The sequence below is a fragment of the Bacillus sp. NMCC46 genome (assembly GCF_002998465.1).
Lineage (GTDB): Bacteria > Bacillota > Bacilli > Bacillales > Bacillaceae > Bacillus.
In genome coordinates this window covers 193,939-216,442 of record NZ_PVQZ01000005.1, presented here as the reverse complement: position 1 = coordinate 216,442, position 22,504 = coordinate 193,939, and the positions used below count along the sequence as shown (strand labels likewise).

Annotated in this window: 21 protein-coding genes; 8 read left to right on the top strand and 13 right to left on the bottom strand. The window is 42.1% G+C overall.

Going from position 1 to position 22,504, the window contains the following annotated elements:
* Positions 1-44 precede the first annotated feature (44 nt).
* The 6 genes from treR to C6Y01_RS14950 all read right to left on the bottom strand — a co-directional run bounded on the left by treR (position 45) and on the right by C6Y01_RS14950 (position 7,990).
* Positions 45-773 (bottom strand): trehalose operon repressor, encoded by a 729-nt coding sequence (treR, locus tag C6Y01_RS14975; RefSeq protein ID WP_034665163.1) that lies wholly within the window; start codon positions 771-773, stop codon positions 45-47.
* A gap of 19 nt (positions 774-792) precedes the next feature.
* Positions 793-2,493, bottom strand: a complete 1,701-nt coding sequence (gene treC / locus C6Y01_RS14970; RefSeq protein WP_106038426.1) for an alpha,alpha-phosphotrehalase — start codon at positions 2,491-2,493, stop codon at positions 793-795.
* A gap of 15 nt (positions 2,494-2,508) precedes the next feature.
* Complete coding sequence (treP, locus tag C6Y01_RS14965; RefSeq protein ID WP_034665169.1) at positions 2,509-3,945, bottom strand: PTS system trehalose-specific EIIBC component; 1,437 nt, start codon at positions 3,943-3,945, stop codon at positions 2,509-2,511.
* A gap of 164 nt (positions 3,946-4,109) precedes the next feature.
* Entirely contained in the window at positions 4,110-4,496 is a 387-nt protein-coding gene (locus C6Y01_RS14960) for a DnaJ family domain-containing protein (RefSeq protein ID WP_106038425.1), read from the bottom strand.
* A gap of 79 nt (positions 4,497-4,575) precedes the next feature.
* Positions 4,576-6,300 carry a methyl-accepting chemotaxis protein gene (locus C6Y01_RS14955; protein WP_034665174.1) on the bottom strand — a complete coding sequence of 575 codons (1,725 nt, stop codon included), beginning with the start codon at positions 6,298-6,300 and terminating at the stop codon, positions 4,576-4,578.
* A gap of 31 nt (positions 6,301-6,331) precedes the next feature.
* Positions 6,332-7,990, bottom strand: a complete 1,659-nt coding sequence (locus C6Y01_RS14950; RefSeq protein ID WP_095286076.1) for a pyridoxal phosphate-dependent decarboxylase family protein — start codon at positions 7,988-7,990, stop codon at positions 6,332-6,334.
* Positions 7,991-8,568: 578 nt separating this feature from the next.
* Between C6Y01_RS14950 and ltaS the strand changes: the two genes are divergently transcribed.
* Together ltaS and C6Y01_RS14935 are read left to right on the top strand one after the other, a co-directional pair.
* The gene (gene ltaS, locus C6Y01_RS14940) at positions 8,569-10,551 is read left to right on the top strand and encodes a lipoteichoic acid synthase (RefSeq protein WP_034665184.1); all 1,983 of its coding nucleotides are present in this window, start codon (positions 8,569-8,571) and stop codon (positions 10,549-10,551) included.
* A 99-nt stretch (positions 10,552-10,650) separates the two neighbouring features.
* A complete protein-coding gene (locus C6Y01_RS14935; RefSeq protein WP_106038424.1) occupies positions 10,651-11,238 on the top strand; it encodes a YjgB family protein in 588 nt (195 codons plus the stop codon).
* A gap of 44 nt (positions 11,239-11,282) precedes the next feature.
* Here C6Y01_RS14935 and C6Y01_RS14930 read toward each other — a convergent pair whose 3' ends face one another.
* A complete protein-coding gene (locus C6Y01_RS14930; RefSeq protein WP_034665187.1) occupies positions 11,283-11,786 on the bottom strand; it encodes a DoxX family protein in 504 nt (167 codons plus the stop codon).
* Positions 11,787-11,981: 195 nt separating this feature from the next.
* On the opposite strand from C6Y01_RS14930, the gene C6Y01_RS14925 reads away from it, so the two are divergent.
* A complete protein-coding gene (locus C6Y01_RS14925; RefSeq protein WP_095286073.1) occupies positions 11,982-12,740 on the top strand; it encodes a DUF817 domain-containing protein in 759 nt (252 codons plus the stop codon).
* An 18-nt stretch (positions 12,741-12,758) separates the two neighbouring features.
* Here C6Y01_RS14925 and nagE read toward each other — a convergent pair whose 3' ends face one another.
* On the bottom strand, positions 12,759-14,120 hold the full coding sequence (gene nagE, locus C6Y01_RS14920) for an N-acetylglucosamine-specific PTS transporter subunit IIBC (protein ID WP_223249945.1): 1,362 nt from the start codon (positions 14,118-14,120) through the stop codon (positions 12,759-12,761).
* Between the two features lie 191 nt (positions 14,121-14,311).
* Between nagE and map the strand changes: the two genes are divergently transcribed.
* The 3 genes from map (at position 14,312) to C6Y01_RS14910 (ending at position 15,618) form a co-directional block, all read left to right on the top strand.
* Positions 14,312-15,061, top strand: coding sequence for a type I methionyl aminopeptidase (gene map / locus C6Y01_RS14915; RefSeq protein ID WP_034665196.1), 750 nt, complete (start codon positions 14,312-14,314; stop codon positions 15,059-15,061).
* A gap of 123 nt (positions 15,062-15,184) precedes the next feature.
* Complete coding sequence (locus C6Y01_RS19170; protein ID WP_003214360.1) at positions 15,185-15,346, top strand: hypothetical protein; 162 nt, start codon at positions 15,185-15,187, stop codon at positions 15,344-15,346.
* A 134-nt stretch (positions 15,347-15,480) separates the two neighbouring features.
* A complete protein-coding gene (locus C6Y01_RS14910) occupies positions 15,481-15,618 on the top strand; it encodes a YflJ family protein (RefSeq protein WP_003214303.1) in 138 nt (45 codons plus the stop codon).
* Positions 15,619-15,659: 41 nt separating this feature from the next.
* Here the strand turns inward: C6Y01_RS14910 and C6Y01_RS14905 are convergent, their stop codons facing one another.
* Positions 15,660-16,310, bottom strand: coding sequence for an MOSC domain-containing protein (locus C6Y01_RS14905; RefSeq protein WP_106038422.1), 651 nt, complete (start codon positions 16,308-16,310; stop codon positions 15,660-15,662).
* A 122-nt stretch (positions 16,311-16,432) separates the two neighbouring features.
* Between C6Y01_RS14905 and C6Y01_RS14900 the strand changes: the two genes are divergently transcribed.
* On the top strand, positions 16,433-16,702 hold the full coding sequence (locus C6Y01_RS14900; RefSeq protein WP_170938433.1) for an acylphosphatase: 270 nt from the start codon (positions 16,433-16,435) through the stop codon (positions 16,700-16,702).
* Between the two features lie 19 nt (positions 16,703-16,721).
* Here C6Y01_RS14900 and C6Y01_RS14895 read toward each other — a convergent pair whose 3' ends face one another.
* Together C6Y01_RS14895 and C6Y01_RS14890 are read right to left on the bottom strand one after the other, a co-directional pair.
* Entirely contained in the window at positions 16,722-17,828 is a 1,107-nt protein-coding gene (locus C6Y01_RS14895) for a nitric oxide synthase oxygenase (protein ID WP_095286069.1), read from the bottom strand.
* 104 nt (positions 17,829-17,932) lie between these two features.
* Positions 17,933-18,490 carry a PadR family transcriptional regulator gene (locus C6Y01_RS14890; protein ID WP_034665213.1) on the bottom strand — a complete coding sequence of 186 codons (558 nt, stop codon included), beginning with the start codon at positions 18,488-18,490 and terminating at the stop codon, positions 17,933-17,935.
* A gap of 112 nt (positions 18,491-18,602) precedes the next feature.
* On the opposite strand from C6Y01_RS14890, the gene C6Y01_RS14885 reads away from it, so the two are divergent.
* Positions 18,603-19,088 (top strand): phenolic acid decarboxylase, encoded by a 486-nt coding sequence (locus C6Y01_RS14885; protein ID WP_095286068.1) that lies wholly within the window; start codon positions 18,603-18,605, stop codon positions 19,086-19,088.
* 228 nt (positions 19,089-19,316) lie between these two features.
* Here the strand turns inward: C6Y01_RS14885 and C6Y01_RS14880 are convergent, their stop codons facing one another.
* Together C6Y01_RS14880 and citM are read right to left on the bottom strand one after the other, a co-directional pair.
* On the bottom strand, positions 19,317-20,948 hold the full coding sequence (locus tag C6Y01_RS14880) for a M14 family metallopeptidase (protein ID WP_106038421.1): 1,632 nt from the start codon (positions 20,946-20,948) through the stop codon (positions 19,317-19,319).
* A 180-nt stretch (positions 20,949-21,128) separates the two neighbouring features.
* Positions 21,129-22,427, bottom strand: a complete 1,299-nt coding sequence (gene citM / locus C6Y01_RS14875) for an Mg(2+)/citrate complex secondary transporter CitM (RefSeq protein WP_034665220.1) — start codon at positions 22,425-22,427, stop codon at positions 21,129-21,131.
* Positions 22,428-22,504 lie beyond the last annotated feature (77 nt).

The window sequence follows — 22,504 nt, the reverse complement described above, 5'->3', positions numbered from 1 at the left end:
TCGTCTATCTCTCTCCTTCTCCCAAAACCTGAAATGGACAGAGCCTATGCTCTGTCCACTTTTTCTCTTCTTGCAAAATCGACGAATCTGAAGCGGTCTAATCGGTGACGGCTTTCCGTGTATTGAAATAAACTTGTATCCTCTAAGAACACGTAATTTTTCACGACGACGACATGGTCAAACCCGTTCAAATCAAGATACTTGGCGTCCTCTTCTGTACATGGCTCTACCACAAATTCCTTTTGGGCATAGCTGATTGATACACCGAGCTCTCCTTCAATATACTCGTAGATGGACCCTTCGCATATGTCCTTCGACAAGACTGACACATGCTTTTGCAAAAAGTAATCCTTGTCTAAAATCACTTCTTCTCCGCTAATATTGCGAGAGCGGATGACTTCCCAGACATCCTCCTGCCCACTTATTTTCAGCTGAGACTGAATATACTGATCCGGTTTGATTAAACCAAATTCGTGAACCGTCGTAACGGTCATTCGGCCAAGTGTTTGGGAAAGCTCTTTAAAGCTGACGAGACCCGAGACTGGGAATTGCATTTTCTCACGATTCAGCAAGACAGAGCCTTTCCCGCGGATTTTTTGGATATAGCCATTTTGCACAAGGATATTTAATGCCTTTCTCACCGTCTCACGGGACGTATCGTACATCAAGGACAGCTCATGCTCTGATGGCAGAATGCCTTTATCCTGCCAATCACCTTGTTCAATTCGTCTTGCGAGCTGATCATAAATCACTCGAAACTTATTCTCTTTCATTTTCCCTCCGCCCCATTTTCTAGCGTTTGGTTAAATGATAAACGATTGACTCATATGGACGCAACGTAAATCCCTTCATATCTGCCGGTACATCCTCATAATTGGATAACAGCACTTGCCCCTCCATCTCATCTATAGCCTGCACAAGCTCATCAGGAAGCGTAAAGTCCGTCTCTCCTGCATAAAAGTGATTGATCACAAGAAGCTTCTCCTCATGGCTTTCTCTGACATAAGCAAAAACCTTCGGATCTTCTGCTAAGAGTAAAGTGAAGCTTCCATATGTGATCACATCAAGTTCTTTACGCAGCCTGCAAAGCGCTTGATAATGATAGAAAATAGACGACTGATCCTTTAATGAAGCTTCTACTGAAATGTCGTTATTGGCTGGCTCAATCCAAGGTGTTCCTTTTGAGAAACCTGCATTCTTTTCTGAGGTCCACTGCATCGGTGTTCTCGCATTATCTCTTGACTTGACCTGTAAAATGGCGAGTGCTTCTTCCTTTGATTTCCCTTTTTCAAGCATGGCTTCATACATATTAAGTGATTCAATATCGCGGTAAGACGATATGTCCTCAAACCGAGGATTCTTCATGCCAATTTCTTCACCTTGATAAATATACGGAGTCCCTTGCATGAGATGAATGGTAGTCGCCAGCATCTTCGCTGATTGCTGATGGTACGTTTCATCATCACCGTATCTTGAGACGATACGCGGCTGATCATGATTGCACCAGAAGAGCGCATTCCAGCCGCCGCCCTCATGCATTTTCGTCTGCCATTCGGACAGAATCGACTTCAATTCCTGAAAATCAAATGGTGCGAGGGCCCATTTCTCTCCGTTTGGATAATCGACCTTTAAATGATGGAAGTTAAACGTCATATCCAGCTCCTGCCGATCCGGTCTTGTATACCGAATGCAGTCTGCGATATTCGTTGAAGACATTTCCCCGACTGTCATGCTGTCATATTTCGAAAAAACCTCTTGATTCATTTCATGCAGAAACTCATGAATTCTTGGGCCATCCGTATAATACATCCGGCCGTCTCCTTGCACAGACTGTCCGGCGTCATCTAAGAAGCGTTGATCTTTCGAGATGTTGTTGATGACATCCAGCCTGAATCCATCAATTCCTTTATCAAACCAAAAATGCATGATGTCATATACTTGCCTGCGCACCTCATCCTTTTCCCAATTGAGATCCGCCTGTGTGACATCGTATAAATGAAGATAATACTCTCCCGTTGCTTCATCTAGCTCCCAGGCTGGACCGCCAAATTTTGACTGCCAATCATTCGGCGGTGATCCGTCTGCTTTAGGCTCCTTCCAAATATAATAATCTCGATAAGGATGATCCTTTGACTCGCGTGAGGCTTGAAACCACTCATGGAAAATGGATGTATGATTGACGGCTAAATCCATGATGACTCGTATGCCTCGATCATGGGCTTCTTTCAGCATGTGTTCAAAATCCGCCATTGTGCCGTACATGTCATGGATTTTTGTATAGTCACTAATATCATAGCCGTTGTCATGCTGCGGGGACTCATACATTGGCGTCAGCCAAATACAATCCGCCCCCAGCTGTTTGATATAATCAAGCTTTTTTGTCACACCATTGATATCGCCTGTACCTGAGCCCGTTGTATCTAAAAAGCTCTTCGGGTAAATTTGATAGACCACCGCTTTTTTCCACCACGGTTCGTTTGTTTGTTGTTTCAATTTCCTTCACCACCACTAGTTAAGTTCTTGTGAAACATCTTTCTTCTTTTTTAGCTTTGCATACAAAAGGGTTCCAATGAACGGGACGATGAGTACAATGACCATCCCTATCGCAAATGCGCCCCAATATTTCGGGATAATGGAGAAGATTCCTGGAATGCCTCCAACACCAACTGAGCTTGCCAGCACCCCTTGAGAGGCGATAAACATACCAGCTAAACCAGAGCTAATGAGTGCAAAAATAAATGGGAATCGATAGCGCAGGTTGACGCCAAACATCGCTGGCTCGGTAATTCCTAAGTAAGCGGAAATACTTGATGTCAGTGAGAGCCCCTTTTGCTTTTCATCTTTTAAAACAAACATCATCGCGAGTGCGGCTGATCCTTGTGCGATATTAGACAGTGCGAGCATCGGCCATAGAAACGTGCCATGTAGTTTGGAATTAATCAATTGAATATCGACAGCGAGGAACGTATGGTGCATCCCTGTAATCACTAATGCAGCGTACAATCCGCCGTATAATAGACCGCCAAGTGCTGCGAACTGCTGGAATACAGCCACAAGTCCAGATGTTAAAACGTTACCGATTGCAAATGTAACAGGTCCAATGACGATAAAGGATAAAAAGCCAATGACTAATAACGTAATCGGTGCAACCACTAACAGCTGAATGCTTTCAGGTGTCCGTTTTGTGATGAATAATTCGAGCTTTGCAAGTAAATAGGAGGCGACGAGTATCGGAAGAACCTGCCCTTGATAGCCTACCTTTTGCACTTCAAGTCCAAACAAATTCCAGACAGGAATCTCACCGGACTTTTCAGCCGCTCCATAGCCCCACGCATTTAATAAGTCTGGGTGTACGAGCATCAGCCCAAGGACCATCCCTAAGAGCGGATTTCCTCCAAACCGCTTCACTGCTGACCAGCCGATTAATGCGGGCAGGAATGTGAAGGCAGTGCCTGCAATCAAGTTGATCATATTCGCTAAATCAGCCCATGCCGGATACACATCCACAATCGACTTTTGATCAAAGAAAATATCAGGAGCTGTTAAAATATTATTAATCCCCATTAATAAACCGGCTGTGACGATGGCAGGAAGAATCGGAATAAAGATATCCGCAAGCGTTTTCACTGCACGCTGCAATGGATTTAATTTTTGATCAGAGGCACGCTTAACGTCCTCTTTTGTGGCTTCCCCAATCCCTGTCTGTTTCACCATTTCAGCATATACTCGATTGACGACCCCTTGGCCGATCACAACTTGGTATTGACCGTTCGCTGAGAAAGATCCCTTCACTTCTTCTATTTGTTCAAGTGCTTTCTCGTCAACCTTTCCTTCATCTTTCAGTACAAAGCGCAGCCTTGTCACACAATGTGTTGCTTGATCAATATTTTCTTTGCCGCCGATGGCTTTCACAATCTGATCTGCTGCTGCCTGATAATCAGCCATGCTATCCCCTCCGAGATCGTTTTTTATAAGAAAAAAGAACCAAAAAACTTGTATATACATGTTTGTTTCTTATTTTATATTTGTATATACATGTAGTCAACAACAAAATGCAGCGCTTTCATAAAAAAAGCTCCCTCAATGTGCTCAGGAGAGGCAGCGTGTCATCATCTTTTTTTATGCTCCGTTAATTTTTTGTAGACCCTGTTTTTATAAAAGGAGGAGGCTGGACGGGCAAAAGTTTGGCGCTTAGATGTGAGTTCATCCAGGCGTTTTTGTTTTTCTTCACATATGAGAGAAAGTTTTTTTCTTTCCTCTCCGTCTATACTGGAGTGAAGAAGCTCTTTGACGGTCATGAGTTCTTTTTTCAGTGCTGTTTCTTCCCCAGCAAAGCCAGCATTTTTCATCATCCTGTAGCCCATTCTGAGTTCTTCAGGTACATGAGCAGCATCATCTTTAGGCAGGGGTTTGCCAAAGCCAGATAATCCTTCAAAAGCCCCGTGATCCATCGCTTTTTTGATCCGTTCTTCTGATAATCTCTGTGCAAAATCCATGGCGTTTCTCCTTTCATCTGCAACGATTTGATTAAGCATAGCAAAAAAGCTGACTCTCTCACAAGAGTCAGCTTTCTCGTTATTTATTGTCAATTTTGAAGGTAGAAACCATCTGTGCTAAGTCCTCTGACATATCAGAGAGCTGTTCAATCGCACTTGAAATTTGCTGCATGCCAGCACTTTGCTGTTCTGTTGCTGCCGCTACTTCTTGAGAGCTGGCGGCGTGTTCTTCCGATACAACCGAAATTTGTTCAATCGATGTAGAAATCGTTTGATATGCTTGCTCTACTTGCTTAATAGAAGCAAGCAAATTGTTCGTTCTTCTTGAAAACTGAGATACGCCATCGTAAATCACAGCGAAGTTTTGTGACGTGCCTTCCATTTGTTCACGTCCTTCTTCCACTGCTTTACTGCTTTCCTCTACGCTTTCAAGAACACGCTGACTGTTTTCCTGTGTGCCGATGACGAGGTCTGAAACGGTTTTAGCCGCATCCGCTGATTGCTCAGCTAACTTACGCACCTCATCTGCCACAACAGCAAACCCTTTTCCTTCTTCTCCAACACGTGCCGCTTCAATTGAAGCATTCAGTGCAAGCAGATTCGTTTGCGCTGAAATGTCCGTAATAATCGAGATGACACTTTCAATCTCCGTGGAATGAGATTGTAATTCTTCTGCTGCCTGCTTTGAGTTGGTCATCTTGTCATGTAACATATTCAGATGCTCAAGCACATGATTCACTAGTTTTTGACCAGATTCTGACTGCTCTTGTACGTCAGATGAAACAGATTTCATTTCATCGACTTCTTTTGTGACACCTTCGATTTGAGTATCGATCTCTGCAACGGATGTTGTACAATCCGTAATATTTGCGACAGAATCATTGATTCCTTCACTCATATTCGTCATGGCTTCTGACACTTGCTGCGCACTTTGACTCGATTCATTCGTTACGGTGCGAAGCTGTGAGGACATTTTCGACACTTCACTAGATGAGTTTGAGATCTTCGCAATGAGCTCTTTGATCCGCCCCTGCATCTTTTGGAAGGATGCGGCAAGTTGACCGATCTCATCTTTACTTTCAACCTCTACCATTCCAGTTAAATCACCGTCAGCAATTCGGTTCGCTGATTCCATCAATGAACGTGCTGGTTTCGCAATTCTTCTGCCCATGATAAAGGAGAAAAACAACCCACCGATGAGCACAATAGCAGATGCAACCGTGATATAGATCGTCAGCTTCTTCGTTGTTTCAGGCACAACAGATGCATCTAAATCAATTCCTAAAATCCCCGTCAGTTCACCGCCTGAATCTTTGATTGGCAAAAAGACTGATTTATGTGTACCAAATGAGTCTTTGTAAATATCACTTTTGATCATTTTATCTTCAGAAAGTGCTTGTTTCATCTCATCTGAAAAGGCATAATCTTGATCAAAATCATTTTCTTCCCCAGTTAATATAATAATTCTTTCTTTGCCGCCTTTATTAGATAGCACGTATAAGTTCTCAAGCGTATGATCTTCTTGAAGCTCCTTGAATTTCTTTTTGACCTCCACATAAAGGGGATCATCCTTCCCGCTAATGCCAAGAACGTTTCCATCCAAATTATCGATTTCTTTCTTTGCAGTATCAATATCTGTTGTTAATCGATAATCAAATTGCTTTAATAACTGGGATGATAAATCCTGGCTGACTAGATAAAATGTTAAAACGAATAGTGCAACGGTTGCGAGTAATGTTACGACAACGACTGACATGATTTTAGAGGATATCGTGTACCCTCCAAATTTCCTTTGTTTCGCCATTTTTTCCTACATCTCCACTCTCAGATTTGATTTAAGCATGTACATGTTCAAATTGTCCACAAACAGATGCGATCACATCTTTTAAATAAGATACGATATGTGGGATATGCTCTGGTAACGTATAAGGTGAGATAACAAAAAACTTACTAACACTTAGATAGAATTCTTGTCCTTCTTTTGCATTTACAAGTAAAAACTTCGTTGTATCGCCAAAGAACATTTCGTCTCTTTTCTCTCCAAGCTTTTCAAACAGCATTTTGTTCAATTCATTATTCCGCTCAATTTCCATTGCAGTCGCTTCGCCTGAAATCTCTTCTTGAAAACGCGGTGAGCCGTCTAGGTAAATTCTAAATAATGTAGCCATTCCGACGTTGTCATCATTCACGACTTCAGCTTGCGGAATTTCTTGACTGAGTGCTTCTCTAAAGGCAAGGTTCACCTCTAGGAATTGACCGAGCAAGCGCTGGTAGCCTTCAATTCCAAACGTTAACAGCACACTCAGCATACTGATAGAGCTTCCCATTCTTGAGCATTCCAGTGTATAACCCGTATGGTATTCGCCGTAGCCTCTATGACCAACATATGGTGTCTCTTGTTCTTCCAGATCTAAACGCTTTAGGTCAGCAGCATTTTTCACTAAGAATAAACTAGATGTGTAAGGTGTTTGGCCGAGCTTTTGAAAGTCAAAGCACATCGTGTCAGCAAGAGAAAGATGCTGGAATTTCGCTTTGATTTCTTTTAGCATACGAAGAACACCGTATGAGAATTGCAGCGGGTTTTCAGCTACATCATACTCATTAAAGAAAGCAAAGAATCCGCCGAGCGCTGAATCCGCATGAATATGCGGCACCTGTAGACCATACTCCTCAGCAATGGCTTCTGCTGTTTCACGTACCCCTTTTACATCATCAATTGCAATGGCATCTGTTGTTCCGGTTGTTGCGACAATATAAACGGGAATTCCGCCATTTTGTGCAACACGTTCCATTTGACAACGCAAATCTTCCATATCCATCGAATGATCTTTATTCGTCTTAATTCTGATCAAGTTGTCTGTGCCAAGTCCTGTTGCTTCCATTGACTTAAATAAGCTGTAATGTGCAGCATCAGAACAAAACGCATAAAGATTTTGCGGGACACCTTTCCGTAGTGACTCCGGCGCAACTTTTGCAATCGCTAAACGTAGTCCTGAGAAAATGGCTCCCTGACCTCCCCATGTTGTATATCCCCCGCTCACACTTGGATCATATCCGATGAGCTTAGACATCATTGAGACCACTCTGACCTCAGCTTCCGCTCCTGCTGGTCCATAAACATCCCATAGGTTGTTTCCATTTACCAGCATGGCCGTCAGCATGCCTAGAATTCCTGGTGTACTTGCCATTGGCAAAATGTTCGTGAAGAAATACTTTGTGTGGTATGGATGGTTATGTAAAAGCTTCAGTAATTCTTCATTCACAAGTTCCGCTTGTTGGCCGTTCACCGGAATTTGACTTGTTTCAGTGAGCTTTTGGTAAAAATCTTCTCCACGATTCTTTTCACCCTTTAGGTGTGCACGGTTCGGATCTTTCAGATGATCGACCCCTGAAACAATCTGCTCCATCAATTTGATGAGTTCTTTACGCTCTGCTGCATTTCCGTCCTCACTCGGAAACCAGTTCTGAACGAGGTTCTCTGCTCGTACAGTCATATACTATCAATCCTTTCAATGGAAGATTTCCTGTCAAAGTCTATATCGACCCCAATTTAAAAGTTTATAGTCTCGAAATGTTCACTTAAGTATATTTAGATAATTTGTTCATTCATCAAAATAAATAAAACCCTTACAAAACACATCGAAAACATTATGTTGATGAAACAAAAAAATATATTGATATATCTCATAGAAGGAAATTTCATCCATGTTCCTCCTCCATTCTTTTTCTCATTTTTTTTACTTAACCTGCATAAACATTAAGAAACACTGGAAATACTCTCTAAATCATCATTGTAGAAACCAAATTAATTCTTTAGGCTTGTGTCTTTTTACCTGTTTTATTGATATAGCAACTGGGAAATTGCTGAATTTTCTGTTAATAATAGGATGAATTTCATAAAAAGTTTTTCGAAGAGCGAATATTTTCGTTTTCTTCCCTTTTATTGCTCGGACAGGCTGCTGACGCTCTTCTCCGGTTAACACTTTTCTATTTGAGCATTTCATGGTATATTCTAATGGTTCGTTTTCTTTCGTTCCGCCTCTTCCGTGTATCGGAGAAAAGGAGTGTTTTTATGAAAACATTTATTCAAAAACGAGGCCTCGGCTTCTTTGTTATTGCAGCCATCTTACTTTGGCTCAAAACGTATTCAGCGTATTTAATTGAATTTAAACTTGGTATATCAAATGTGCTTCAGCATATTTTGCTTTTCGTGAATCCTATTAGCTCCAGCTTGTTCTTTCTTGGCTTTGCTTTATTGTTCAAGAAAAAATGGCAGCCTGCCGCTATCATTGTGATTCATTTTTTCATGTCTTTTTTACTATACGCAAACATCGTGTACTATCGATTCTTCAATGACTTTATCACGCTGCCTACCGTGATGCAGGCAGGAACGAATGGCGGACAATTAGGTGATAGTGCATTTTCACTCATGCGTTGGACTGATATGTTTTACTTTATGGATACAATCATTTTGATCGTACTCGCAGTCCGCATGAAAAAGCAGCAGCAAACAAGTACAGCTACTGTACCTGTTCAAAAGTCAAAATCGTTTAGACTCGTCCTTGTGTCCTCTGTTGTGATCTTTGTGATGAACTTAGTCGCCGCAGAGATTGATCGACCAGAGCTTTTATCAAGATCGTTTGACCGCAATTATTTAGTTAAATATTTAGGTGCTTATAACTTTACTGTGTTTGATGCCATTCAAAATGTGAAATCAAACAGCCAGCGTGCTCTGGCAAATTCAAATGACGTGACAGATGTAGAGAACTATTTAAAAGCGAACAGCGCTGATCCTAACCCGGCGTATTACGGGAAAGCGAAAGGCATGAACGTGATCACCATTTCTCTTGAATCTCTGCAAAACTTTGTCATTGATTACAAAGTAAACGGAAAAGAAGTGACGCCATTCCTTAATTCATTGGCACACGACAACCAAACGTTTTACTTTGATAACTTCTTCCATCAAACAGGACAAGGAAAGACGTCTGATGCTGAATTTATGATGGATACTGGGCTATTCCCATTATCACAGGGCTCTGTTTTTATTAACAAAGCGCAAAACACGTATCAAGCACTTCCTGGCATCTTGAAGAAGGATCAATACACGTCAGCAGAATTCCACGGCAATACGAAAACCTTCTGGAACCGTAATGAAATGTTTAAGTCGTTTGGATATGACAGATTTTACGATTCTGAGTACTACGATATGAATGAGCAAGATACGAAGAACTATGGGCTGAAAGACAAACCTTTCTTCAAAGAATCCATGCCAATGCTCGAAAACTTGAAGCAGCCGTTTTATTCGAAATTCATTACGTTATCGAACCATTTCCCATTTGGAATGGATGAAGGTGATACCGATTTCGAACCTGGTGACTTCGGAGACTCTGTCGTCAATAACTATTTCCAATCGGCTCATTATTTAGATGAAGCCATTGAACAGTTCTTCAACGACTTGAAAAAATCAGGTCTCTATGACAATACAGTCGTCATTATGTACGGAGACCATTACGGCATTTCTGAAAATCACAATGAAGCGATGGAAAAAGTGACAGGACAAAAAATCGGAGATTATGAAAATGCGCAGCTCATGCGTGTGCCGCTCTTTATTCATGTTCCAGGGGTAAAAGGCGGACAGATTCATAAATACTCTGGAGAAGTCGATATCGCACCAACCCTTCTGCACCTGCTCGGCGATGATACGAAGAACTATTTAATGTCTGGTTCTGATATCTTATCGAAGAACTTCAAAGAGCTTGTGCCATTTAGAAACGGTGACTTCGTCTCTAAGGACTACACAAAAGTAGGCAATAACTATTACAGCAACAAAACAGGCGAGAAAATTGAGCCGACTGATAAAGCATCACAAGAAAATGAAACGGTGAAAAAGATGCTGGAGACATCTGATAAGATCGTCACCGAAGATTTACTCCGTTTCTACAAGCCTAAAGGCTTTACACCGATTGACCGCAATCAATATGACTATACAAAGAAAGTACAGGATGAAGAAGATTCCTCTTCCGCCAAAGATGAATCCAGCTCTTCATCAAAATAACTTTCTCATTTTAAGAACCAGCCGATCCCTGATCAGCTGGTTCTTTTCACGTTTGACCGCTATTGCACCGGGTATAGAAAGAAGAAGGAGGGATTTATCTTGAAAAAAACAACCGCTTTTGTCGTGACTGCTTTACTCGCTTCGTCCGCCCTAATTGGTTTCAGCCCTGCGGTCTCAGCACACGCCATGACCAAAACAGCAGTAGAACAATCCGTTCCTCAAGGTCCGAAAAACACATTAAACAACGTGTATGAGCTGGCACATAAAGGACAAATGCCGTACTATGCAGAAGGACTAAAAATTGGTGTTCAAACAAAAAAAGACGTTCATCATAAACTAGGAAATCCATATCCAGAAACAGGTCACAGCAGCTTTGATTTGTATCATGCTGAAATGGGGAATCCGGGATTTGCTTTTCATTATGATGCAAAAGGCAAAATTGACGAAATCCGTTATTTCGGTACAAATGTAGAAAAAGAAACGAATATCGGCGGGATGACCCCTTCCCTATTAAAGAAACAACTTGGACCAGCGGATTCGGTCAGCACCATCCCTCAGACAAAAGAGAAAAAATACGTGTATCGAACTGGAGATTATGAGCTTGAATTTATCGTCGGCCATGACCCAGATATAAATCAGCATAAACTCACCGTCCTGCATATTAACCTGATGAAAGCCGATTCCTAAATAAAAAAGCATCCTGAGCAGAAGCTGAGGATGCTTTTTCTTTATTATGAAGCCACTTCTAAATGCGGCTTTCTTTTCATTGTTCGTTTCAAGACTGGACCTGCGACATAATCAAGTCCAAATTTGCCTGCATTCCCTTTCGCTGCCATGATGACGATGGCAATGAGCAAGAGAAGCGGGTTGACAGAGACGGTACCAGCTAGTAAGAAAGAGACATTCATCACGCTTCCGAAAAAGGCTGCAGTTGTTGTGAACAATCCAACGATTAATCCTAGACCTACTAAGATTTCTCCCCACATGACCATGGCACTGAATAGTCCCGCATTCGGCAAAGCGACATTTTCTAAAAACCATACATAGAACGGATACACTAAATGGCCATCTTTGACAACAGGTTCAGCTATCGCAAATTGTAAATATCCTGATGCATCGAATCCGCCTGTTAGTTTTCCTATACCAGATGTCAGCCAAGTCCATCCGATATAAAGTCTTGCTGCCAAAAGGATAACCGCTGCCCATACATTCGTTTGTAAGAATTTTGTAAACATGATGATGCCTCCTTTTAATTTATGTGAAATATTTCACATTATATTTATGATCTTATTATACTATTCCGTTTCTAATTTGTGATCTTTTTCACATAGATATTCACAAATTGTTCATGAATATCTATGTGATGTAAACTTTTCCCTTGCTAAAACCGTCTAAGTCATTTCAGACAATAAGAAGGGGTTTAACTTTGTATGAAAACATTATTCCATTTTGCTTACTTACAGGCGATGTCGTGTCTATTCCCCGTCATGATCTTTGCGGCGCTTGCCCTATCAAAGATGGTGGCTATTCCTTTTCTTCACCGGTATGATTTCATTCTACTGCTTTGCCTCCTGGCACAGATTCTCATGCTGACGCTTCGGCTGGAGACATTGAATGAACTGAAGGTGATTTGTCTATTTCACCTCATTGGAATTGGCTTAGAAATGTATAAAGTACATATGGGTTCTTGGTCCTATCCTGAAGAAGCTTATACGAAGGTCTTTGGGGTTCCGCTCTATAGCGGGTTTATGTATGCGAGTGTAGCAAGCTATATTTATCAGGCACTGTCCCGACTTCAAGTGCAGATGGCTTCATGGCCCCATCCGTTTTTTTCAATCGGGATCAGTTTGTGCATTTATCTCAATTTCTTTACGCATCATTGGCTCTATGATCTCAGGTGGTGGCTGACATTGCTGCTTGTTGTCGTGTTTCGAAAAACGTCCGTCTCGTTTCAGGTTGGCTCTTCTACCTTTCGAATGCCGCTTGTCGTCTCATTTCTGCTGATTGGTTTCTTCATTTGGATTGCCGAAAATGTCACCACCTTTTTAGGAGCATGGCAATATCCAAATCAACAGCACGCTTGGTCTCTCGTACATCTTGGGAAAATCAGTTCTTGGTTTTTACTTGTTGTCATCAGTATTGTGCTGGTGATCGAACAGCGCAAACAAAAAAACGTTCAGCCCATTTGACCTGGCTGAACGCTTTTTTCAATCTCGATCGACTTCCTTGCGGAGATCATTTGCGACAAATTCTACATTCGTTCCAATGATGATTTGTACGGAGGATTTCCCTGAAGTCAGTACCCCTTTGGCACCTGCTTTTTTCAATGTGCCTTCATTTAATAAATGTGTATCTTCTACTGTTAAACGTAGACGAGTGGCACAATGATCAATCGTGGTGATATTGTCTTTGCCGCCAAGTCCCTCTACAAGCATACTCGCACCTGCCGTCTTCGTATCATCGGCTGCAATATCTTCAATGTCATCATCTTCCCTGCCTGGTGTTTTGAGCTTTAACAGTTTAATGAGGAAATAGAAAACGACAAAGTACACAATGCCATAAAGCACCCCAACTCCGAGCAGCATGAGTGGTTTTTGTGCGATGCCAAAGCTTAAAACGTAATCAATCGCTCCTGCTGAAAAGGCGAAGCCGCTATGAATTCCAATGGTGTTCACAATAAAGAGCGAAAGACCTGTTAGCACAGCATGGACACCATATAAGAGTGGAGATAAAAACATAAATGAAAATTCAATTGGTTCAGTGATCCCTGTAATAAATGACGTAAGCGCCATCCCAATCATCAAGCCAGCTGTAGCTTTTCGCTTTTCAGGCTTTGCGGTCACAACCATGGCTAGACATGCCGCTGGCAGACCGAACATCATCACTGGGAAGAACCCGGTCATAAAGACACCCGCACTTGGATCTCCTTTAAAGAATCGCGCTAGATCCCCTGTTGCCCCGCTGAATTCCCCGAATTGAAACCAAAATAAGTTATTCAGCACATGATGAAGCCCTAATGGAATGAGCAATCGGTTAAAGAAACCAAACAGCCCTGCACCCGTCGCACCAAGACTTAAAATCCATTCCCCTAAACCATTGATCCCGCTTTGAATCGGAGGCCATACATATCCGAAAACGGCTGCTAATAGAATGGTGAAAAGTGCGGTCATAATGGGCACAAGCCGTCTTCCGCTAAAGAACCCTAAGTATTCCGGCAGTTTTGTATCCTTGAAGCGATTGTACACATACCCTGCCAATAGCCCGCATAAAATACCGCCCAATACCCCCATATTGTTCGTTGAATTAATCGACGTTGTACCAGCTGATAAAATAAAATAAGAGATCGCACCTGATAATGCCGCTGCCCCATTACCATCCTTTGCAATGCCGATCGCTATACCCATTGCAAAAATTAAAGCCAAGTTTGCAAAAATAGCATTCCCTGCCGCATGAATAAACGGGATATCGAATACATCCTCCCGCCCAATAGCCAAAATAATCCCTGCTGCCGGAAGCACAGCGATTGGAAGCATAAATGATTTGCCTAGCTTTTGAAAAAACTGAAACACCATTTGCCTTCTCCCCCTTTGTCTTCATCATGACCAAACGTTCATGATGTTCATAAAAAATATATCATATGCACATCTAGTTATCTATACCAATTTGTCCACATTCATTTGACATTCCGCTCTTTACTCTTTTCGCGTAAAATGTGGTAAGCTATTGTATAGAATGAAGTTATAGAAAGCGGGAATGAACAGTGATTGTCAAACATGATCATGAGTTAGAAGCCTTAAAAAAAGTCGGCCGAATTGTCGCTTTGGCAAGAGAAGAAATGAAAAGCCAAGCGAAACCAGGCATGTCTACAAAAGAATTAGATTTGATTGGAAAAAAAATATTAGAAGAGCATGGAGCCAATTCGGCGCCTGAAAAGGAATATGACTTCCCTGGGACGACTTGTATCAGCGTGAACGATGAAGTTGCACACGGTATTCCAAGTGAAAAAACCATTTTACAAGAGGGCGACCTCATCAATATTGATATCTCAGCAGAGCTGGACGGCTATTATTCCGATACCGGCATTTCATTCGTATTAGGTACAGGTGATGCTCGTCTTGAAGCATTATGCCAGTGTGCAGAGGATGCATTCCTCGAAGGATTAAAGCATGCAAAAGCCGGTAAAAGACAAAACCAAATTGGCCGTGCGGTCTACAATACAGCCAAAGAACAAGGATTTACCGTCATTAAAAACCTAACAGGACACGGCATTGGGAAAAATCTGCATGAAGCACCCAACCATATTTTGAACTATTATGATCCATTCGATAATGCTTTGTTTAAGAATGGCACAGTGATCGCCTTCGAACCTTTTATTTCAACAAATGCAGAATCGATTTATCAGACTGATGACGGCTGGACATTTAAAACACCAGATAAAAGCCTAGTGGCACAGATTGAACATACCATTGTGATCACAAAAGACGAACCCATTATTTTAACGAAGCTGTAAGCCAGCAGGTCCCCTTCTTCACTGGAGGGGTTTTTTTCGTTTCCCTTTCACGAATCTGTCACGACTAAACAAAAATGCCTGTGGTAAAATAGGCAAAGATATGCGAAAGGGGTCTTATTTGATATGTGGTTCATCATCATAGGAGTTATCTTTTTGATAGAAAGTATCATCTTAACGGTTGTAGGTATTAAGAAAAAACAATCCATGATGACTTATCTTGGTATTGTCATCATGATTATGACGGTCGGCATGATCATCGTTACCCTCAACCCGCCAAATTCATAAATGATTATTTCCAGCATATACATGGATCATAGGCAGATAGAATCAGTTTTCATTTCTTAACCCCTGCACACTTTTCACGTCCTTTTTTGAGATGTTACAATGCAGGCAGTTTCAATTGAAAGGAGTTTTCTATCATGCATTATGGTAGCAAAGGCTGGTATGTCGAAGAATTAAAGAAGCTTGGTGTGACCAAGCATGAAGGAAGAAAGCTTCAAAGCTTAAAAACATATTTCCTTGCAAATCTTCTTGAGCAAAAGAAACCTAGCTCATAAACGCTTAAAGCCGTACATCAGCATAAGATGTACGGCTTTTTTTAAATGTGCTGAATTCGTTTTTCTAAAGACTTCCTCACCACATCTGCTAAGGCATCTACTGCAAGAACGGCTTTCAGCCTCTCTGGACTTGTTTGACGATATTTGACCTCGTTCACTTCATGGACTGTAATGTGATGGGGCGCTTTTTCTACTAATACAAGAGAACCATCAGGCGGCACTATGCCTTCTTTCAGCACCCGTAAATAAAAACCGGTATACCCCGTTTGCTGTACTTCCTTGACAAGCTTCATGTTAGCGTGCTTAAAAGATAGTTTCACACACGGCTGTCTTGGCTGGCTCACTTCAACAAGTGCTTCTCCAAGTTGAAAGACATCGCCAATACGCACCTTCGTCTCGACTAGCTTGCGCACTGTCAGATTTTCGCCAAACGCAGCTTCCTGTAATGTAACCCCTAAAAATTGCTCGAAGTAAGCATAATGATCATATGGAAAGACGCAGACGGCTTTATCATATCCTCCATGATGAACCAAATCACCTTGGCTATCTCCCTCAAAATTGACCTTACTCAAATATACAGGCTCATGAATACGCTTTTTGTTGATGGCTGTTTTGATTTCTTTTCCGTTCGCATAGGTCGTGATGGGTTGTCCTACTTGGATTCCTACTATGTCATATCTCTTCTGACCCACGATGACCATCTCCTTTGGTTGTCTCATGCCTATTATTTTACATCGTTAGACAATTAAATCATAGTCGATGCGTGAAGGTCAGATACATGCTATGGTACGATGAGAAAAAAGGAGAGATGACATTGATTCATTATCATGCCATTGTCACAGGACGGGTGCAGGGAGTCGGTTTTCGCTATTTTGTACAAGGCGAAGCAGTCAATCGCGGGATGAAAGGCTGGGTACGCAACACAGATGAAGGTCATGTCGAGTTAAAGGTAGAGGGTGAGCAGCAAAAGGTGCTTGATTTCTTAAAGACCGTTCGAAAAGGAAGCCCTTTTTCAAAGGTCACAGATATGCAGATGGAGCCGCTCACTGAGTTAGCTCATTATAAGGATTTTCGAATAAGGTAATCAAAAAACCTAGCTCTCGCTAGGCTTTTTCTGTCCCATGGTAGGGCTTTTCCTGATAAAAATAATTCGGCTTCACAATGGTATTGTCGTAATGCTTGTGGAAGATGTGGGTAGCAGCTGGTGATACTGGCGGAATCAGCCATGTCCAGTCCCCAGTCAGCTTGCGGTCAGCCTTTTCTTCCTGCTTTTCAAACTGTTTGAATTGATGTGCTGCTGTATGGTGATCAACAATGGTCACCCCTGCTTCTCGGTAAGAATGGAGAACCGCCACATTCAACTCAACAATGGCTTTGTCCTTCCAAAGCGACGCATTCTTTGTCGTGTCCAGCCCTAAAATAGAAGCAACTTTTTTCAACATATTGTAGCGATTTTCATCGGCTAGGTTACGTGCGCCAATTTCTGTACCCATATACCATCCGTTAAACGGTGCCGCATTGTAATGAATACCGCCAATCTCTAATTTCATATCAGCAATAATCGGAACGGCGTACCATTTCAATCCTAAATCACGAAATCCTTCATATTCAGGATGGGTAATCTCGACTTCTTGGACGATTTCTTTCGGAAGCTCATACAGAACGGGCGGCTGATCCTTTAGCTGAAACATGAGAGGCAGAATATCAAAATGCGTGCCCTCCCCTTTCCAGCCATGGGCTTCACACAACTTTGTCAATTCAAGAGATGCCTCGTCGCCAATGATGCCATACTCCGTCTCATAGCCTGCATAACGAACGAGCTGATGATTATAAATGACGACTTCCTTTTGCGAATGATTTTCTGGAGGAAAGATCGTAATGGATGGTTTGATTTTCCCGCCATTTGTCGCATACTCAATATGATGAAAGAGTGCCTCTTTCACCTCTTCTTCTGTCTTCACATGCCGGCAGTCGTGAACATGCAGAGTTGACCAAAACAAACGGCCAATGCAGCGGTTGCTGTTGCGCCACGCCATTTTCGCCCCGTGCGCCAATTCCTCTTGTGTGTGAGTATACATCCCTTCGGAGTCAATTTCTTGTTTTATTTCATGCAGACGTGCTGCTTTCTCTTCATTTGACTTGCTTAATTCTTCATAGCATAAAGAAATAAAAGCTTCTGCTTCATTCCACAACGCTTCTTGATTACTCAAACATACTCGCCTCACTTTAATACGAATATATCCATTGTAGCGGTTTCTATTAATAAATTCACTGGTTTCAAACCATTTTTTATCATATCATCCGACCATTGTCCTTAGAGCGCGGATGAATCAATTCGTTTAAGGGTCTGCTCGAGCCAGCGGACATAGCCTTTTTCTCTTTCAATTGCCCTTGTCAGCACTAAGTAATGCCCAAATTGCGCTGAATGAAGCGATTCAGCGGCAGGGTCTTCCTCCGTTAAAGCGTGCAGCTTCTGTTCTAGCATGTCTATTTTTTTGGTGCGCTCTAGCAGTTGATGTGTAAACAAGTCAGCCGCTTCTTTGTTGTCCATGGAAGAGATGAAAAATGTTTTGAGCATGAATTCATCCTTTGTTGTTTCTGGTATCGGGTCTTTTGTCCTTAACCACTGATGCAATTCTGCTTTCCCTGCCTCTGTGATTTGATAGACCTTCTTCTCCAGCTTCTTTCCTTGTATACGAATATCAAATTCAATAAACCCTTCTTCTGTGAGACGCTTCAGCTCAGGGTAAATTTGGCTGTGCTTCGCGCTCCAAAACTGTCCAAGGGAATCCTTAAAATGTTTGGTTATATCATATCCCGTCAGCTCACACTGATCTAGTAAACCAAGAATGGCATATTTTAAAACTCTCATGATGTGCCTCCAACGCTTATTCTTTGACAATATTATACCATAGACTTTAAAATAAACATGTAAATCATGACATGTTTGAAATAACATCATTCTAATGAAAGAAGGAATAAACATGGATCAATTCGTTGGACTTCATATGATTTATACGTATGAAAATGGCTGGGAATATGAGATTTACATTAAAAACGATCACACCATTGATTACCGCATTCATAGCGGAATGGTTGGAGGCCGCTGGGTCCGTGATCAAGAAGTGAATATTGTGAAGCTGACAAAAGGCGTTTACAAAGTTTCTTGGACAGAACCAACTGGGACAGACGTCTCTCTGAACTTTATGCCTGAAGAAAAACGCATGCATGGCGTCATCTTCTTCCCAAAATGGGTGCATGAACGTCCAGATATCACAGTTTGCTATCAAAATGACTATATCGATCTCATGAAAGAATCTCGTGAAAAATACGACACCTATCCAAAATATGTTGTTCCAGAATTTGCGGACATTACGTATATCCATCATGCAGGTGTAAATGACGAAACCATTATCGCTGAAGCACCATATGAAGGCTTGACTGATGAAATAAGAGCTGGACGAAAATAAAAAAGCGGCACGCACTGTGCCGCTTCTAGATTGTAGACAAAGGGCTAAAAATGATGTTTATTTTAGCCCTTTGTCTTCTTTTCAGCGTGATAGAAAACCTTTGCAGTCTAGGAAGGACGAGCACCGAAGCGGAGCGAATTTAACATTCGTGAGCATCGGCGCACAGGACTGACACCGAATGCGAGGGTTTGTCTACACGCTGAGGGCTAAAATAATTTTAGCCCTTTTTTATTTAATGCCTAACGTCTTTTTAGATAGCAAGAACCGGTACACTGGGAGTTCATCGCCTACTTTTGAAGCAATAAACCCAGATGACATATAGCTGTCTTTTGATTCTGGCTCAAGGGCAAGTGACAATAAATTCGTTTGCGGCTGCGCCGTGATATATACCTTTGTCCCTTTTGGCAGCTGACGTTTCTTTTGGGTGAGTTTTGTTTCAAGCTGAATATCTGTTTTGCTCTTTTCGTCTCGTTTTGTTACTTGATAGGCTTGTACTGGTACTTTCACGCCGACAGGCAATGTGACACTTTTTAACCCTAAAGTTTTCAGCTTCCGTTCTACCCCTTCATGCCCAGGTAAAACGAGATAAGCTGTCGGTCGTTCTCTCGACATGACAGGAACAGCATCGCTCGCACTGTGAAAGCGTACAGGGACATTGATGGTCTGTCCTTTTTCAATATCCACCATTTCAAGCGAATCATCCACAGGCGCTTTGAAATCATCTTGAATAACCACTTGATCGTCATCATTTGATTGAAGTCCTTTTTTCACCAGCTTCAGTCGCTCCGTCACCATTTGCTGCTTCACCTGCTTAGCATGCTTCACCGTTGTTTCAATGATTTTTTCATGTGTGGTGACTTGTGCTGCGACGCGGCGGGTAAAATCCTCTCTTCCAATTCCAATCCCTCTGCTTTCTACAAGAAATGACAAAGCTGGCGAGAGCGCCAAGGCATTTCGGCCAATTCGTGCATCCGTTCCGCCTTCATAGAGATCGATCTTTCCATCCTTTCCTCTTGTGCTTGTATAATATAAATCATTCGAAAATCCTTGATTTGTCAGCGTTTCACGGACGCCGCTCACGTATAATTCATTTGACGTGAGCCGGATGCTTTCTGGAATATTCAAGTTCTTGCCTGATAATATCAGTAAATCGTGATATTTGAGGGCACCCGCTGAGCCGATATCATCAAACTGCTTTTGTCCTACATCGTATTCATGGGCATCAATGACTACTTCTGGTGCATACCGATTAAATTCTTGATGCAGGGCTGTGAGCTCTGGAGATTCTAATGTCATATGATCACGGTTTCCATCCGTTCCGTTTGCAAGCCTGCGGTCAAACGCATAAGAACCATCAGGATTGATTCTCGGGACAATGATCATATTCACATGATTGAGTATACGCTCTCCTTGTTCACCTGCTAATCGTTTTGCGATGACGAGAGCAGATTCACCGGAGGCTGGTTCATTTCCGTGTATTTGTGCTTGAAGCCAGATCGTTGGCTTTTTTGAAAGTGGAGAGATATGACGATCCTTTGTAAAGTAGAGAGCTGAAATGGACCGTCCTTCAATGGATGTTCCAATCTGTTTCTGCGTAGCGTAAGGACTTTTGCGGACAATATCACGCAAGAATTCTTGAAGCTCTTCTTGTGTTGTAAAGGCTTCTCCTTTTTTCTGAAAGGCAGGGGTGTCGAACGTCTCGTCAGGTTCAGGGTATAGCTTCTTCACTGAGGCCGGCTGTTCATAACTCTTTCCAAAATAAGGGGTATCTGCATGAGCTGAAGCTGGGCTCACCATCGACAAACTTCCTGCTATGAGGCATACAGCAGTAAAAAGAATCGTGCCTTTTCGGTTGGACATGCTATCCTCTCCCTTCGTTGATTTGCATTATAAAGAAAAAAACAGTAAAAGTGTCAGTATTTTTCAAAAATATATCTTTTGGAGGAACAGACATGTTTTTTGTATAGGGCAAATGAATCGAGCCTGCTCGGCAATATGACCTAAAAAAAGTGCCTGCTCAAGTAGCAGACACTCTTTTATTTACCAAATGGAGATGGCCCCAATGAGTATCGACATGACCGTCATGGCGACGACTGCAAGTACAGCCCATTTCATGCCAAACTTCTGATGCTGATCCAGTGATACCCCAACAAGTCCAACAAGTAAATGAGTCGATGGAACAAGTGGGCTTAGCATATGAATCGGCTGACCAATAATAGAAGCTCTCGCGATTTCGATTTTATCAACACCGTATGCTGCCGCTGTTTCTGATAGGATCGGCAGGACCCCATAAAAGTATGCATCATTCGGCATAAAGAACGTAAATATCCCGCTCGTTAACGCAACAATGACTGGAATGAAGCCGCCAAGCTGCTCTGGAATGGCAGATACAATCGAAATCGCCATTTCATCGACCATTTTCGTTCCAGTTAAGATACCTGTAAAAACCCCTGCCGCAAAAATCATAGAGGCAATGGCTAAGACGTTGGTTGAATGAGCCGCAATCCGCTCACGCTGCTGTTCAAGGTTCGGATAGTTCACGATAATCGCCACACAGAAAGCAAGAACAAATAGAACCGTTAAGCTGACTTTTCCTGAGACAAGAAGGAGCACCAATAACAACGTAAGCGTCAAGTTAAACCACCAAAGTTTCGGCCGCTTGATGTCATCCTGCAGTGCCGCTGCCATTTCATTTGCATGAATCGGCTGGTCGAGCTCAATGACACCAAGACGTTTTCTTTCAGACTTCCCAAGAAAGTATGCCACCACAATCATGCTCAAAACCCCTGCACCAATGACTGGAATCATCGGGCCAAATAAAAGTGAAGGATCAACGCCAAGTGCACTCGCCGCTCTAGGTGTGGCGCCTCCCCATGGAATCGTATTCATAATCCCCATGCCAACTCCGGCAATCCCCGCTAAAATAATCGGACGGATGCCAAGCAGCGTAAATAACGGAAGCATCGCTGTTGTTGTAATCATGTACGTTGTTGTCCCGTCACCATCAAGTGCAACAAGCATGGTCAGGACAGCTGTTCCGACGACAATTTTTAATGGATCACCTTTGACAATGTTTAAAATTTTCGCCACCATTGGATCAAATAAACCAGCATCAATCATAATGCCAAAGTACAAAATCGCAAACATAATCATGACCGCTGTCGGTGCGACTTGCTGTACACCTTTGACAATCATGTCTGAAATTTCAGTAAAATGAAAACCTGCAATAAGAGCAAATGCAATTGGTGTTAACACCAATGCCGTTAAAACAGACATACGTTTCGTCATAATCAAAACCATAAATACAACCATCATAAGAAATCCTAAGATTGCTAACACTTTGTTCACCCCTTATGTTGTATACGCTTTCATTAAATGTTGGTATCCCATTTCCAACCCTTTCTGTCATGATATCT